At 40.9% G+C, this 16,333-nt stretch carries 11 protein-coding genes; 4 read left to right on the top strand and 7 right to left on the bottom strand.

Going from position 1 to position 16,333, the window contains the following annotated elements; genetic code table 11:
- Nucleotides 1-447: 447 nt before the first annotated feature.
- From ACTUJY_RS17135 to ACTUJY_RS17120, 4 genes are all read left to right on the top strand, one after another.
- On the top strand, nucleotides 448-2,406 hold the full coding sequence (locus tag ACTUJY_RS17135) for a TonB-dependent receptor plug domain-containing protein (protein ID WP_463617348.1): 1,959 nt from the start codon (nucleotides 448-450) through the stop codon (nucleotides 2,404-2,406).
- 169 nt (nucleotides 2,407-2,575) lie between these two features.
- Nucleotides 2,576-2,770 carry a hypothetical protein gene (locus ACTUJY_RS17130; protein ID WP_463617347.1) on the top strand — a complete coding sequence of 65 codons (195 nt, stop codon included), beginning with the start codon at nucleotides 2,576-2,578 and terminating at the stop codon, nucleotides 2,768-2,770.
- A gap of 306 nt (nucleotides 2,771-3,076) precedes the next feature.
- Complete coding sequence (locus ACTUJY_RS17125; RefSeq protein ID WP_463617346.1) at nucleotides 3,077-4,795, top strand: phytoene desaturase family protein; 1,719 nt, start codon at nucleotides 3,077-3,079, stop codon at nucleotides 4,793-4,795.
- Between the two features lie 338 nt (nucleotides 4,796-5,133).
- Nucleotides 5,134-5,820: a hypothetical protein gene (locus ACTUJY_RS17120; protein ID WP_463617345.1), complete on the top strand. Its 687-nt coding sequence runs from the start codon at nucleotides 5,134-5,136 to the stop codon at nucleotides 5,818-5,820.
- Nucleotides 5,821-5,894: 74 nt separating this feature from the next.
- Here the strand turns inward: ACTUJY_RS17120 and ACTUJY_RS17115 are convergent, their stop codons facing one another.
- The 7 genes from ACTUJY_RS17115 to ACTUJY_RS17085 form a co-directional block, all read right to left on the bottom strand.
- Nucleotides 5,895-6,320 carry a hypothetical protein gene (locus tag ACTUJY_RS17115; RefSeq protein ID WP_463617344.1) on the bottom strand — a complete coding sequence of 142 codons (426 nt, stop codon included), beginning with the start codon at nucleotides 6,318-6,320 and terminating at the stop codon, nucleotides 5,895-5,897.
- A 141-nt stretch (nucleotides 6,321-6,461) separates the two neighbouring features.
- Complete coding sequence (locus ACTUJY_RS17110) at nucleotides 6,462-6,728, bottom strand: hypothetical protein (RefSeq protein WP_463617343.1); 267 nt, start codon at nucleotides 6,726-6,728, stop codon at nucleotides 6,462-6,464.
- A 96-nt stretch (nucleotides 6,729-6,824) separates the two neighbouring features.
- Complete coding sequence (locus ACTUJY_RS17105) at nucleotides 6,825-7,022, bottom strand: hypothetical protein (protein WP_463617342.1); 198 nt, start codon at nucleotides 7,020-7,022, stop codon at nucleotides 6,825-6,827.
- Nucleotides 7,023-7,293: 271 nt separating this feature from the next.
- Nucleotides 7,294-7,701 (bottom strand): DMP19 family protein, encoded by a 408-nt coding sequence (locus ACTUJY_RS17100; RefSeq protein ID WP_463617341.1) that lies wholly within the window; start codon nucleotides 7,699-7,701, stop codon nucleotides 7,294-7,296.
- Nucleotides 7,702-8,620: 919 nt separating this feature from the next.
- On the bottom strand, nucleotides 8,621-11,053 hold the full coding sequence (locus ACTUJY_RS17095; RefSeq protein ID WP_463617340.1) for a Hint domain-containing protein: 2,433 nt from the start codon (nucleotides 11,051-11,053) through the stop codon (nucleotides 8,621-8,623).
- Between the two features lie 96 nt (nucleotides 11,054-11,149).
- On the bottom strand, nucleotides 11,150-15,100 hold the full coding sequence (locus tag ACTUJY_RS17090; protein ID WP_463617339.1) for a hypothetical protein: 3,951 nt from the start codon (nucleotides 15,098-15,100) through the stop codon (nucleotides 11,150-11,152).
- Nucleotides 15,101-15,401: 301 nt separating this feature from the next.
- The gene (locus ACTUJY_RS17085; RefSeq protein WP_463617338.1) at nucleotides 15,402-16,208 is read right to left on the bottom strand and encodes a TenA family transcriptional regulator; all 807 of its coding nucleotides are present in this window, start codon (nucleotides 16,206-16,208) and stop codon (nucleotides 15,402-15,404) included.
- Nucleotides 16,209-16,333 lie beyond the last annotated feature (125 nt).

Here is a 16,333-nt window from a genome sequence, read left to right as displayed (position 1 = left end):
CAATTAATTCAAAACAAATGGCCATAGCCATCCTTAACAAAGCGACTCTCCTAGTTTACCCATTGTTACAACACAAACTGATAACAATATCACTCAACCAACTTCAATACGAAAGCGCTGACACTTATCAATCTTCAACGTATTACCTTTCTAATTTGAGATGTTAAAAAGTGATGTATTTCAAAGCTAAAATGCGTGCAATTAAGCCGCTTCTAGCCCCCTAGAACTCTTGCAGTGACACCACTCGACAAACCATCAAACCTTTACTATTTCTTATTTCAAGACTACTTTAAATGAGTCAAACAAATAAAAGTAACCAGGTCTGCTATGTTTTGCTCCAACCATCCACCCACTAGTTTATTGGGTGTGATATTCTTTTCATGCTTAACATTCATATCCACACCCACCCATGGCAATTCGAGTTCGCCAGAAGGTGACTTATTCTCAATGTCACTTGAAGAGCTTTTAAAAATAAAAGTGACGGTCGCTTCGCAATTTGCAGAAAATGAATTAACCGTTGCATCAACGGTGGAGTCCATCACTCAAAAGCAATGGCGAGATTATGACGTTCGCACAATAAGCGATGTGTTAAATCATTTACCTTCAACCATGACTTACCCAACCCTCTATGGCGGATCGGCAATTGCCATTCGAGGTTACACGTCTTCCACTTCGGTAAGAGGTATTGCAACGGTTTTGGATGGTGTACCTCTCAATCATTTTAACAATGGAACCGCGCTCTACGATATTCGCAGCATTATTCCTACGTCTTTAAATAGAATTGAAATGATCCGTGGCCCAGGATCCGCACTGTATGGTAGCGACGCATTTCATGGTGTTCTGTCTCTTAACACATTTGAATCCGATAGGAATATCATGGAAGCTGGCGGACAAGCGTCCGTTGAAGGGTATCGAAACATTTATTTTAACGTCGCCCATAACGTCAATAGTGATGCCGATATGGATGCTTCATTCAGTATTGCGGAGCAAAACGAACAAAACCTTGCTTATCGTTATACCGATCCATTTACAACAACCGAAGAAACCGGCACTCGCGCAGATGCTTACGATGCCCACACCGCCTTTATCAAGTTTAATTATCATTTTACGGATCACATTAAAACCCACTTCGGCCTCTACTCTCGTGCACACGACTCACAAGAGTCACCGGGGTCAGGACAAAGCATAGGGGGTGCGAGTTTATCGTTAGACAGAGACTATTCTGGCCGAAAAGACGATTTTTTAATGTATAAACTGGCCATAGAATGGGAATTCGATAATCAAATGAGCCTAACTTCTAAAGCGTATTCGTGGCAAGCCGAAAGCCAACCGCTAACCGACCTATCCAATATTCCTGGAATAAACACGCAACTTCTCAGTGACTTTGAAGAAGAGCTATCGGGTATTGATATCGTCTTAAAAAATCCGTTAAAAGAAGGATCAAACACGCAATGGGCCACTGGTTTAAGCTACAAAGATCAAAATATTACCAAAGACCGACTTTTATTTCTCGACGCAGATGGAAATTTACTGCTTGAAACCGACGGTTCTCTTGTTGCTAAGCGAACGGTAAAAAGCTTAACAGTAGAGGCAAAGTCTCAATTTTTCTCAAATGATTTTTCAGTGGTATACGGTGGCCGACTCGATGACTACTCAGACTTTGGCAGTCAAACAAGTCCAAGGCTAGGATTTATTTATCGTTTAAAAACCGACTCGGCATTAAAGCTTTTATATGGCGAAGCGTTTCGTGCTCCTGTCGCAAATGAAATGTACAGCACCAATATTGTAAGAGGAAATCCTAATTTAAAGCCTGAAGAAATCGAAACCATAGAAATGGTCTATATCACCCAAAAAGACAATTGGAAACTGAACGTCACGCTTTTTAAAAGCGAATGGACAAACGGCATAACCATCGTACCGATATCCGACCCGAACTTCACCGTCGAGTTTGCAAACGTTGGTTCAAACGAATCAAAAGGATTAGAAATCACCTGTCGCGGACATTCCCATCAATGGAGGTGGGATTTGAACGCGTCCTATGTGAATAGCAAAGCCACAGACACAAATGGAGAAGTAGACTATGTCGCCTTTCCAAAATATATCGCAAATCTTAACGTTGGCTATCACTTTGATAATAAAGCGATCGACCTCTATTTGAGTAATCGATTTCTTATCGATTTTAAAGAAGGACCGATTACCAGTACGGTAAACAGCCCAGAAAAGCTCGACAACTACCACAGAGTCGACTTCAATCTTGACTGGTCAGTATCTCAATCGTTAAACATTACCGGAAGCATAAGAAACTTACTGGATGAAGAAAATCATGTTCCTGGAATATTCAATGCCGAAAACGGCATTCCGGAACAAGGCGTTGACCTTTTGATAGGCATTAACGTTAAGTTTTAGTCATTACTTGACATCCGCATTTACTCTTTTGTTTGAAAGTATAAAACGATAAAATCGTCAAATATGCATCGCGATATAACTTTTCCATAAAAATATCTCATTTGGTTTCTCGATCAGGCTTTCACAAACGTATTAAAATAAAAATAAATAAAACAAAAGGTAATTGCCTATGAATGACTACCGAGAACTCATGCTACAAACCCAGGATCGCTTAATTCACATGCTAGAAACTCAACCTAAAGGAACAACGATCGAGTACCATTATGGAAGTTCCGGAAAGTTCGTTTTGGCTCACGGTAATGGTCAAAACTACTGGTACAAGAATGGTCGATGGGAAGCGATTGAAGGGGTAGAAATTAACTAGCGACGTTTAAATTATCCATGAAAGAACAGCCAAAAACGCTCAACAGGGAGCGTTTACCGTTCTTATCAAGCCATTTAATTAATACAATGCAAGCCGCAGTAACGACATTACAATATCACTTACTTCACTCTGATTCTCAACTCAATCGATGCTTTGCATCAAGCATTCATTTGCAAGTGTTAAATACTAGCGATATATTGACCAATGAACATGAACGAATTCTCATAAAGCAACGCAACTAACCACAAGCAATTGAGTTTGCCTATTTTGCATTTAATAACGCTATAATAAAGGATGCATCGACCTGTGACTTCAATCAGTACTGTACAAAAGCCTGAAGAGCAATTCTCAGCTTCACCCTCTAGCAAGCGTTCGAAAAAACCCAGCACCATTCGCATTGGTACTCGTTATCGAGCGAGTCGATTAAAAGGTCCTTATGACGCTATCGTAATTGGCTCAGGCATTGGAGGGCTCACCAGCGCTGCGTCGTTAGCGGCCATGGGAAAAAAAGTATTGGTGCTCGAACAACACTACACGGCAGGTGGGTTCACACACGCTTATTCACGAGAAGGTTATGAGTGGGATGTGGGCGTGCACTATATTGGTGATGTAGGTTACCCCACCGTTACAAAACGACTCTTCGACTTCGTTAGTAACCATAATCTAAAATGGGCACCAATGGACGACAATTACGACCGTATTTTTCTTGGAGAGGAATCCTTTAACTTTGTTGCGGGAAAAGAAGCGTTTATCGAAGAACTTGCTCGTCAATTTCCTAATGAAAAAGAAGCGCTAACGACTTACTTAAGTATGGTGAAGAAAGTGAATAAATCCATGAGATTGTTTACTTTTTCTAAGGTACTGAATCCATTTTTACAAAAGTTATTAGCACCGCTTATAAAATGGCGAATGCCGAGCTATTTTAACCAACCCACTTACGATGTGCTTCGTACGCTTACTAAAGATGAAAAGCTCATTGCCGTTTTAACTGGTCAATGGGGAGATTGTGGCGTTCCTCCGAAGCAAAGCAGTTTTTTGATTCATTGCTTAATTGCAAGGCACTATTTAAATGGCGGTTATTATCCCATCGGAGGTGCTTCGAAAATTGCAGAAACCATCATACCCCAAATTCAATCAACCGGGGGCGAAGTATTTACCTATGCAGAAGTTATAAAAATTCTTATCGAAAATGATCAAGCGGTAGGCGCTCTAATGGCCGACGGTACAGAAATTCGTTCGCCAATTGTGATCAGTAGTGCCGGAGTAATGAACACGTTCACAAAACTCATTCCAGAAGAAACGGTTCAACAATACGGGTATCACCATGATATTGAATCCGTTAAACCGTCTTATGCCAATATAGGCCTCTTTATTGGTTTGAAAAAAGATGCGAAAACATTAAACTTGCCAAAAACGAATTACTGGATTTATTTAGATCAAGAACACGATAAAAATATCGAAACGTTTTTAAACGATCCAACTTCACCGCTACCCGTCGTTTATATTTCTTTTCCTTCAGCAAAAGATCCAACATTTAACGAACGTTATCCTGGGCGAGCTACCGTAGAAATAGTCGCACCCGCCAATTACAACGCATTCCAACCCTGGAAGAACACAACATGGGGCAAGCGTGGAGAAGATTACGAGAAGCTCAGTGATGATTTCGCCAATAAAATGCTTGAGGTCCTTTTTAATAAGTTACCTCATTTACGTGATGAAATTGACTACTACGAAGTTTCAACACCCTTATCAACTGAGTTTTTTTGCTTTTACAACCACGGTGAAATATACGGCATTGAACATGATACCAAACGCTTTGAACAAAACTGGTTAACGCCTAAAACGCGAATTCCAGGGTTATGGCTGACAGGACAAGATATTATTTCATGCGGCGTTGCGGGCGCCATGATCGCCGGTTTCATTACGTCTATCCAAATCTTAGGAATTAAAAATGGTTTCAAATTGGGAAGAAAAGCCTTCGGAAAAAAAGCCGTACCAACCTACCGCAGTACGGAATTATCCTGATTCGACTTGCTAACCCTAAGCACCGGACAAACGTAGGTTTCCTTTAACTGTTTGAGTGATTAGGGGCAATTTTAGCGTTTTTTATACGTTTATTCGTGAAACCCAAGAGAAAACTGGTCCAAACACTTAAAATAGCACTGACGCGATATTTTTTATAGTTCTTACATTTCAATAGGTTACAAAAATAGAGAGCCACTAAGCTAATTATAATTGAAAAAAATCGGAAAATTGATAACTCCTACCAATTTTCCGGCCCTCATTCCAGTTAAGATTGATATCGAATCGTTCATATTAATGCATTCTGAAATCTGCCCGATTTGCAGTACGGGAACCTTATGATGAATCAATTGATTACTCTGTATCCACTAATGAGTATATTAACAGCGGCATTACTCAGTTCATTATTGACTGGCTTAATGCTCTATTGGCTGCTTATTAAACCACGTAACCGACGACTTTTAGATTTCGAAAAAGAAGCGTTTACGTTAAGAAAAAAGCTCTTAAAGTTGGCCAGAAAATACCGGCAGCAACAAGAAGAGCTGAAAGAAATAGAAAGTTCAACGCAAACACCTACCGTCGAATTTGAGCCGATCGAAGCATTTGATTCTTATGAACAGCCGCTAAACGAATTGGATGTCGATCAGATCATATTGGACGATTTGCAGCTGCTTTTGGACTTATGGAATAACAAAGAACTAACAGAGCTTCAAAAAAAGCAAGTAGAGGAAAATCATATTAATCAAAAAGTGACTTGGGAAGTCAAAGTCATTTCCATTGGCGACATACAAGATGGAAAAATTTACGTGAGCATCGCTCCTCTTGAGTCGAACCTGCAAATTGATACGGCTATTGCCTATTTTCACGAAAAACAATTAAGTACTTTAATGAATATCAAAAAAAATGAGCGTGTTGTTATAACCGGTAAAATTGATCGATTTTTCTTAGCGCCCATTCTTAAAAACTGCAGAATTAAAGAACAAGAAAAGCACCGATCACTTACACTAGATGCTGTTGCCAGCATATAACGTGACATAACGAAAATCTTATAGAGAATATTCGTCACTCGTCAGCCTTTGGTAAAACGCCCTAACGCTTGGCGTTAATAGCCCATATTCACCAAAGATTCAGGATACGGACATAATTCATTTTCTAAATCTAGTGCTACTTGTACACTTTCCACAACAATTATGCTCGGAAAACTAATTTCCGAATAACCAGAAGGCTTTGCGTAGTCTAACTTGCCCTTTAGTTCGTAGTATATTGGCTTTGTCTCACCATGTGTTAATGCTGAATATTTCTCCATTAATTTTTGTTTGGATAAACTATTCGCAATGCTATAAGCCCCTGACCAACTTACCGAATCATCACATACATAAAAGTGGCTATTTTCTTTACTCGATAAATAATCCCCCTTTATCAATTCATACTTTTCAAAATGTGTAGTAGTACCAAGATACATATAGCCTATTGTAAAAAGTATCAAAGCAGTTATTGCCAAACTTAAAATTGATGCAGAATGATTCATCGCTTTATTCAGCTGACGCGTTAGCAGTCGACTGAGTTGACTTGGTGGGTAGCTGAGCTTGGCTCTTAAGCAGAACAGGCAATATATGATTCCTACTTAATGCATGATGTGTCGCAGCTTCATACTTGCTACCATAAGCATTTAGCAACAGAACAATTCCAAGATCATGATTGCAGAAAGTCTATTAGCGTAACCATAAGCACTTTTATAAAAAGCGGTCTCGCCTTTTGAAATAAGTACCAATCCATTAAAAGTTCCACGATGGTGTTCTCGTTGCAGTTCATCAGTTAATTCGACACTGACTTGGCTTTCAACGGGCTCAATCAGTGATGAAACGACACGCTTCTCAGGGATACTATTACAACCTGAAAGAATCAAAATAAGTAAAAGCGAACTAATTTTATGCACAATAACTCCTGGTTATTTAATGTTCTATACGCGGTTGCATGGTTGTTAGCGAGTTCCCGAGTGAACTATCTCGAAGCCTCCGCTTGTTAAGTAGGGTCACTTACATTCAAATCCATCAGAAGTAACCTTCTTAACGTTTTCTTTGCCACCACACTTATCAATAGCTATTCCTTCAACTTTATTGGCAAAATAGTCATCAATTTCAAGTTTTACAAAGTATGCCGATACTAAAAGCACAGCGATTACCGTTAATACTCCGCTAAATAGCTTATTTTTAAACAAATCTATTTCCATCAAAACATCTCCCATATTATTTTTTAGGCATAAAACTTAATCTAGCGAGTGATTAGCAGCAACATTCTCCTTATGCATAATGCTTTACTAATTTTCACTGACAAGCGTCAATCTGATTGATATGTTTGTCATTTTGACGCTACTTCTTTTCCAACTCAACTTTTTTAAGAAGGCCAGTAAGACCCGTATTAAAACCTGACAAATAAGCTCGTAAGCAAACCGCTGCGATTGAGACACATAGTATTAGTAACGTCCATTCATTCTGCTTATTTTATTTCTCGGTATAACCATCTAACATTTTATAGAAGTTTTCTGAGTACTTATAAAACTCTGAATCTAGTTCATCGAGCTTATCCATTTTTGAGTCTTCATCTACTTCTAAAAGGGCTTGCCGCTCCAAACGAGTTTTGGGAAGCCTTCCATCGAAACAAACGTCTATAGCTCGTTGAAGTATTGATGCAGTTTTGATTGCGCCTATATCTTTTAGCGATTTAAGTGCTATAGCTGCATCATCGCCTGCGGAATTGTAAAAGTACTGGTGAAAACCACCGTTATTCACTTCTGCTTCCAGCCACCAGATGGAGTATATTGCTTTTTCTTTTTCAGTTAAGCTTTCAAAACCAACAGTCTGAAGCCTATCTGATACTTTTTCAAAGGAATCTGGATATTCCGTAGCCATTACTACTCCTGTATAAAATATAAATAAGAAAATAAGGTTTTTCATAGTTCCTCAAAAAACATAACACTCAAAGCTGCGGCTTAAAACAGACGGTTCTAATTTCGCTGACTTTCATTGTTATGTAAATTTTAGTTGTATATTTGATATGAGTGCTTCGCCGTTTGAAAGCATGAAATGGACGCTAAGTCTGACCTTGTCATTAAATAGCACTGCATCCATTAACAGGGTACAAACATTATACCTTCATAATCTTCGGTTACAGTATCTGTATCAAATTTGACGAATTTCATAATCTTTACATTTGCCTCAAGGCTTATGCCCTCAAACAAATCAGATTTTGAACTCAACCATAATTCATTAGCTTTATTTACTTTATCTGAAGTTACTAACTTATGGTACTCATTAAAACGATCCAAAGATTTAATTCTTTAGAACATGCTGAGAGTTTAAATCTCCAAAAAACTTTAGCAGTTAAACATTTCATCTCTTTCGTTATTAAATAACATTAATGAAGTGCTGCCCTAAGAACCACAGGATCCACTATCTCAATTACGTAATTCTCCCATTTTTTTAAATAAAAACATACCATTAAGATTACCGCGTTTGCATTATAAAATTGGAAAATGCTACCGAGGTTCGGAACAACGCCCCTGAACATTATTAAAACATCCATTTATTAATGAAAAACAACAGGTTACAAACAGTAAAGAGTCTAGATCGGAAAAGTACGGACCAAGTTGAAACTTGCTGAACGCAATCAATAAGGCGAGCAAAGGGGTTGGTGGGCATATCAGGAGTTAAAGGCCACAGCGTACTAATGCCCTGCTTCCAATTTTGAAACTCAGTTCTGCAAAAACTGACTCACTAAACGACTTTTGCCCACACATTCTTTACATTAATATTCTTGAAATTGGATGGCTCAATCCGGAGCTAACACACTGGATCGTGCTTCAATTTGAGCATTGATCAACAATCCGAGCTGGCGCCCTATGCAGTAAGCCAGCGCGTACTGATGTGTTTTTTTCCAGTTATCTCGAGCGGCCCACTCAAGGTGAATGTCCGTAAGGGTCATTGCTCTTGCATCCACCATCACTCGCCCAACAATACGGCCTTTATCATCAAATACATAAGGTTCGGATTTTATCGCATGGTCTTTCAAGTCTTGGATATTGAGTCGGAAATGTCCTATTGCTTTTGAAGGTGTCGAAAGCTTACCTTGCACATTGATCATTTCACTGGCAGTCAACCGTCCTAAATCAACCATATGATCCAAATTTACTTTCCAAGTTGGCATTTGCTCAGGCGTTACAGAAATCTCTTTTGGGTTTTCGCTTAAAGACGTTTGCAATGTCACCGTTAAGGTTTCATCGACTGCACTCTGAGGGCCCATAAGTTCAATATCGTATAAGCCGAAACATAAGCGATCACCATTTCGATGAGTGCCATCGCTAATACGCCAACCGTTGTTAAGCTGTGCTTGTATCCATCGTCCGTAATGACGTACCAAATAATACTCAAGGGCCGAAGCGTGTGCATCCCACTCACCGTTATGCTGATAAAAGTCGGGTTTAGGTATGTTTAATTTATTCAATGGCTTTCCACCTAAATACGGTCGAACGGCTTTTCGTGCACGTTGCTCAACTTCTTGAACATCAATATGTTGAAGTACGCGCTCCAACTCTACTTGAGGATCACCAAAATGCAATCGACTTGCGTGTACAATACTTTCCATGGCAGTTACTATCGCAAATGTAATCGCACGATTGTAGGTTGGATCAACCGTTTCCGACTCTACAGCCAAAAACGTATCGGGCCCTCCGACATAATAGCAAGGCCGATCACGTTCCCAGTTTTCCAAAAGAATATCGAAAACAAATTCATCAGCCGTATGCTCGTTACCGGGCTCTTGGTTAATTTCGTTAACGCTCATAGCCGCAGGTTCGCCTTGATGGATTGCTGATATATTCATTGAAACGTCGAGTTTACCCACGCCTTTATGCGTAAGCGTTGGAAAACCATCGATGAGTGTCCATGGCTCAAACGCTAGGTACTCAACGCTGTCGCTTTCCGCTTTACGAAATGGATGTGCCGCTGTAGAGCGGAGCTTCAATCCATTAATGGAATACAAGTCGCGATCCATTCGACGTGGTTTTTCGACCAACACAACTTTCCTTGGACCAAGTTGAGTTAACACCTCATCACCGATGTTGACGGTTTCAATGGGCTTTGTGGTTCTGTCCGCCATTAAAACACCGGTTCCTGCGCCAAAGCAGCTGCTGCTTTTCGGTTTGTATCGGCTCAAAGATCCCCAAGAACAAAAACTGAGGCTGTAACCATTCTTAGTTTTTTCGTGAGTAGTCGATGGGTAAGTGCTGCCGGTATAGGTAGTTATCACTGTTTCCGGCATGGTGTCGGTAATTGTTGGCTTTGCCATCGACAACACATCGGTTCCGCTTAAAGGACTGTACCAACTTGAATACCCCCCATTCCACCAATTGTTTTCTGCCACTTCAACGGGTACGTTTAAACCGCTTTTTTTGTAACGTGTTATCGCACTGTTAACGTCAGAAAAATTTAAAGCTTTTAGTGAAATCCAGAGGTTAAATAAAAACCAAGTTGCTGCATTACTGCTGTCGCCTCCCATCGCAATAGACTGATTAATATTTGCAGTAAACTCACCTTGCGCAATAGAGCTATCTAATATTTCTGCAGCCTGCCCCGAAAGTTGCGCACCGGTAATGGCTTGTAAGGCATTAGCGGTGGGAGCAAAGCCACTTTCAAATACAGCTAAATAACTTGCACTTAAAGCATTACGAAAACTGTCATTATAAGCACTTAAATCATGTGTGAGCTTTGAGCTGTCGATACCGACCGATATCGTTTGTCGAATCGCATCGGTAAGCACTGCAACACTGTAATTAGCCCACCAATCGCCATTCAAACTTGAGTTAGCTGAGCTAACGAGTTGAGACACTTTATTACCCGCAGCGTTACTGCCTACACCATGATAAAAAGCATCTTTGTAGCCGGAGTACGACCCATTGTAACTGTACGATGATAGATAATAAGCGTACCAAGGTCCGCTTTCATTAGGGTGAGGTGCAATTTTATTGTTTGGCAAGTGTGTTGCTAATACGTTACTTAACGCGCCTTTGTGCGCACTGTGCCAAGCGTTGTCCCCAAAATAAGGAAGCGCATCAATTAGCGCATCAACTTTTGCTTTCGTCGTGCCGTCATCGGCACTCAGTGACTTTTTAGTATTATTCGTAGACTGATATTGTTGCAACGTACTGCTTACTGCACTTTTCAGATCTTGAGCAAACTTTTCTGCAAGTTCAGCATAAGTGGCCATGATTACTCCTTAAAGTATTATTCGAGTAAAGACACTATTCGTGACATGGTTCAATCACGAATAGTGTGTTAATGGAATTAAGCGAGTAAAAAGCAGTCAGGCGGTAACAACCTTAATCGTAAATTCTGCCTTTGCTTCACCTAATACACTTTTTGCTGTTATCGAATGATTCTCAGTAATCTGTTGATCGGCTTCTTTACCATTTGGATTAAAGACACCGGTTTTGTCATCAAAGTCTAAGAAATCCGGCAAACCTTGTGTCACACTGTATGAAAGTGGTGTGCTTGGCATGGTACCAAAACTGGGCCCAAACGTTTGAAACTGAGACGGTGTGGAGTTTAACAAGAACTGTAAATCAACCATACTCATAAAGTTTGGTGCAATACCCGACATTGTGAGCTTAAACGTTGTTCCTGCACTGGCATTATACGTAACGCTGTTATTGGATTTCGATAACCAGCCTTTTGCTTGTGACGGTGAGTAATTGCCATTTTCATCGGGAAAAACAGGTTGAAACGCTAAGTCTATTGAAGACAATGCCGTATTATTGTTCGTTGTTGTTGCGTGACTTTTAGGTTTACTGTACCACGTTTGAGTTACAACGGTAGGCTCATTACTTTCCTCCGGTTGCGACTCTGTACTCGACATTTTAGGTTTAAAAGCAATGCTGTTATCACTCATTAAACTCAGTAGTAAACCAACCGGCCCTTTGTCGGGATTAGGCTGTGCTATTGTTACAATTTGACTCTGTCCCAACCCATCGGTTTGTACTTGCCATACTGTATCAGGCAACGATGTGCTGTTACCCAAAACAATAGAACCATCGGCTTTACACGTCAGCGTTTGTCCATTATCAGTCAAAGTAAAGCCAAGCATTAATAGGTCATCTTTATCGTTTGCTGCGTAAGGAACAACGTAATCGATACTGCTGCATTTTGATTCAACATAAAATCCAGCAGGCTTAACATAATCGTTAACAAACTCTTTGATTGGGTTCGGTGGCTTTTTGAACATTTCGTAAAGCATTAAACCAATCCCGACCATTGCAGCAACAATGGCTAACGGACCAGCAACTGCAATTATGGACGCCATCACACCCTCCGCAGCAATGATTCCACCTTCGATTAACCACCCTCCTACTAAAGAGAAAAGCGTGAGAGCACCACCAACGATATTAATAATATCGGAAGCCAGTGCAACACCGGTTTCTCCCGTCGAAATAAAATAAATGCTCAACCCAATACCTGCCAATATAAACAACGGGCCAACTCGGGTAGCTATAAATTCGTCGAGATTTTTACCAAATATTCTTGCTGTCCATGCGACTTCCTCGACATCGTTTTCACCGATATTCATCAGCGCTGCGATTTCTTCTCTTGTTTCAATAGAACCAGCCGTATCACCTAACCAACGTGCTGTACTATTGGAAACATCAACCAATCCCTGATTCAACTTTTCCGCTTCGCCTTCAACAAGAATACGACTCACTGCACCAATTCTTTGGGCGGTTGACATTCCGTCAACATTAAAAATTGCGTATATACGGACACCTCGCTTGACTACCGCAGAAGCCACCTGTAAACCCAATTGCACAGTACTGAGAATCACTTCTGTTTTTTCACCAGCATTCAATTGGTCCCAACTTTTATACGCTAAGAATAAATTGAATACGGCCAGTCCTGTTACACCAGCAATTAACACGCTTCCAAACAAGTTACCCGCTGCAGACCATTTCGGGTATTTTGCGGAAAACCAGCTCAACCATTCGTTCGCAACATAGGGCAAGGCCATCGTGTCTTGGATAGTCTCTGAAAAAGAACGTAACGCCTCTATCGAAGCTTTTAGCATTTCTTCGGAATCTTGATCATTCAGAATGTTTTGAATTTGCGCGGCGGCATCGGCAATTTGTTGATCTTCATTGTGAATATTTTGATCAACAAACGTTTGTAAGTACTCTTGAATGAGATCAAAACTATCAGCATCACCCGTAAAACCGTACATACTGGGTAAGATATTTGTGGCTAAAAACGTATTGATTGTTTTGTTGTATTGTTGTGCAAAATAGCCGGAAGGGTCGAGTGCCGTAAGTACGGTAATATTTTGTTGAAATAAGCGAGATAAACTGGTGCCATCGGTCGAGCCTGTGCTGATTCCCATTTGTATGGCAATGTTGGCAAGAATGGCAGGAGCCGTGTTATAGGTATAGTAGGCGAAAGCCCAAAACAGTTTGTTCGTTTTAGCGTATTGTCCGACTGAAGTCACTTCGGACTTTAAGTCTTCTTTAAGGTTGGGTGGTGATGATGAATCAACCACAATGTTTTCATCAATATCTTTCTTCGCACTTTCGACTTGGCTATCGATCGTACTTTCATAACTCGCAGCATTATTGATTTGATCCGAAATATATTCCGCCGTTTGAGGAAAGCGATTGCCCCATTCGTACTGAAACAATAACTGCGCGTGTGCGTGATACACTTTTGAGTTGACCACTTCATCTTTCAACCATGCACCTGCTCGTGGACCATTCATATTTTGGGTATTTGGATCCGAACCATTGGACATTCCCTGCGTCATTACAGCCGTTCCTAACGAGGTATACCACGCTTTTGGATCGTCAACGCCTTTAACCGGACTGTTGGCAACTTCTGCCAATTTTCCCGATAACGTGGGTTGTTTAACGGTAGGGAAGAGCAGCTTCCAGATGTCGGGCGATACAAATGAGTTCATAATTTCCGACATATCTTCTCTCACGGCTTCTTGAACAACATCACCCCAAGCGCCTTCGCTGTTTTGACCAAACGGAGACATCGCCAATAACCCAGAAATAGTAAGTCCACCATCAGCCAACGCAGACGATTGTAATTTCGAAAGTTGATGTAAGTCAGGGTGAACATCTTTATGGTCTGTTAAATTGGTTAACGATGCGTTGGTGCTCAATCGTTTTGCAGACAATGGCTTATTAAGTAACGTTGCCATACTTCCATTGCGAGTAAATCTCAAGCTTCCACTTTCTGGCAACCCGGTTCGTTCTTGATGTTCGCTGGCTAAGTTTGACCAATGTAGGGTATCGGGCGTCATTCTTGATTCCGCTACCGGCTTGCCATTAATATGCAACTTACCGTTGAAAATACCAAACGCAGACTTATTTTTGTCTGTTTGATAATAGCCCGTAGCCGTTGGCATAACTCTTTGTCCTTGAATGCCAACTAATGTGCCCTTCGGTGAGATGTCATCAATTTCCATTACGCCGTTAATCGACGACGCGGCACTGTCCTCTATCGCTTGTAACCAAAACGGATAAACACTGTCAGGTCCCGTACTGGGCTTTGGCCCCAGATCTTTACTGGGAGGAACACTGGACTTGAACACCAAGTCCCAAACCATTTGCTCGTCTTGCTCTCCCAATTGCAAGCTCGCATTAAAACTACCGGTTGTCGGTTGCCAAGGAATAGCACCCGTTTCGTGATCTTCAAAATTAAAGGTAAACGTGGGTGGCTCGATTGAACTGCCCTGTTTTACGGTATAGGTGAGTAACATCCTTTCCTGAACCCAATTCGCATTGCGCCATTTATCCGAATTGGTATCCCAAACAAAACCAACCACCGATGAACCTAATGTTTCGTACGTTGCTCCAGTATCAAGCGCCACTGCACAAGAAAACTGAGCTTCTGCACCAGCACTCACCGACACTGCTTCCGTGGCATTGCCTATCATTCCAAGCGCACCTCTTCCACGATGATCGATATGCAACTGACCTCCGCCGTACAACCCAGTCCACCGCAATACTTTGTCATGACTGTCATAGCTCCAGGCATCACGAGGAACAGGTACATGATCGATAAACAACTGATCTTCATGACCGCCTACCGGGTTTGGACGCACTAACGTAACGTATTTTGGTATATCGTTATTGGGGTTTCCGACTGCTTCGATTCGTTTAATGGCCAGGCAGTGGTATTCTGGCTGGCTCAAAGCACGAGCACTTTTTTTGGGTGTTTTCATTTTGAGATTGGAACGAACCGCAGATGCAATAGCTGAAGCTTTCATTTGAATAATCCTCTTTCGAAATGCTAAAAAATCTTCTTGAATGAACTGCAATATTTTCGAACTAAGTAGCTATAGTTGAGATGCTACAAAATGTAAATCACGAATTGGAGCTTATAAAATTAAATTCCATACCTTGGGCGACTTAAAATTAAATCCTAAAAAAAAAACTCAAATATCCCATATGAATTTATTTTCTCGATCACTGTATTCGGTTATCCACCACGTGACATTACATTTGATCCATCAACCCGCTAATCTTCCATTTCAATTATCAATATTATTAGAATCAAACGCGATAAACCTAGGCGACCATAAAAGGTTCTGCCGTCAGTCCACTTTCTGCACGAACTTTCATTGCGTCAAAAAATCCGCTTCTCAAATTAAGCGCCATTAACATACCATTGCGCATCGGTTGTCGATGCCGTTCATACCGTGCGTATTCTGCCGCAATTTCGTTGAGTACTTCGCCATGTTCGTCATCCAGCAAGGCATGCAAATCAAAAAACACCCGTTGCTGAGGTGTCACTGGTGCAAACTTTTTTATCGCTTGCAAAATTGGTTCGTAAACATATTTAACAATGTTTTCGGTACCCATTCCCATTGCGCCGAGTGCCTGAGCGGCACCTCCTCCGCTACAGGTGTTTAAAAACAAGCGGCTCCATATTTTCGCTTCGTCACAATAATCGTGCTGTCGCCGATACAACTCGTCGTACCCAATAGCATTAAGAAACCGTAAATACAACTCCGGATGAGGTATCCCTTGTACCCAGTTAATATTCACGCCGATCGCATTTAATGCCGTTGCATCTTTTTCGTCCACGCGCCCACTTTCTTCCATTAAATTAGCCACTAACGCTTCGCGATGCTTACGATCGGTCAGTTTAGAAATCGTTACTGTGAGATATCGCAAAAAGTCGACACTGTACGCCAAGTATTGAAACGTGAAATCCTTGATTGCTGTTTTGGGATCCGGAAAGTCACCTAAGGCAAGCAGTTTTAAATAAGGATGATTTACGGCTCTATGAGCTTTTGCTTCAAGATTTAATTGAGCGACAAACTCTCTCGCGCTAGATTCCGAATAGGTCGGCTTGGAGAAATAGGAATTCATAATAATACTCTCTTAAACGATACTGCTTTAAAGACTGCACAAAAATCAAGCAGCCCATTAACAGATTAGCCGCTGATCATTTATTACTCGAATCGGCTTTACAAAACTGTGATTCGATTCACCAA

It is taken from the genome of Pleionea sp. WD8-19, from assembly GCF_055326765.1.
Note: the sequence above shows the minus strand (reverse complement) of the source record. Positions and strands in the feature narration are given on the sequence as shown.

What these genes read in the sequence shown, in the direction of transcription:
- ACTUJY_RS17135 (WP_463617348.1), top strand. Translation starts at nt 448, where the DNA reads ATGTCACTTGAAGAGCTTTTAAAAATAAAAGTGACGGTCGCTTCGCAA.
- ACTUJY_RS17130 (WP_463617347.1), top strand. Translation starts at nt 2,576, where the DNA reads ATGAATGACTACCGAGAACTCATGCTACAAACCCAGGATCGCTTAATT.
- ACTUJY_RS17090 (WP_463617339.1), bottom strand. Translation starts at nt 15,100, where the DNA reads ATGAAAGCTTCAGCTATTGCATCTGCGGTTCGTTCCAATCTCAAAATG.
- ACTUJY_RS17105 (WP_463617342.1), bottom strand. Translation starts at nt 7,022, where the DNA reads ATGGAAATAGATTTGTTTAAAAATAAGCTATTTAGCGGAGTATTAACG.
- ACTUJY_RS17100 (WP_463617341.1), bottom strand. Translation starts at nt 7,701, where the DNA reads ATGGCTACGGAATATCCAGATTCCTTTGAAAAAGTATCAGATAGGCTT.
- ACTUJY_RS17095 (WP_463617340.1), bottom strand. Translation starts at nt 11,053, where the DNA reads ATGGCCACTTATGCTGAACTTGCAGAAAAGTTTGCTCAAGATCTGAAA.
- ACTUJY_RS17120 (WP_463617345.1), top strand. Translation starts at nt 5,134, where the DNA reads ATGAATCAATTGATTACTCTGTATCCACTAATGAGTATATTAACAGCG.
- ACTUJY_RS17085 (WP_463617338.1), bottom strand. Translation starts at nt 16,208, where the DNA reads ATGAATTCCTATTTCTCCAAGCCGACCTATTCGGAATCTAGCGCGAGA.
- ACTUJY_RS17115 (WP_463617344.1), bottom strand. Translation starts at nt 6,320, where the DNA reads ATGAATCATTCTGCATCAATTTTAAGTTTGGCAATAACTGCTTTGATA.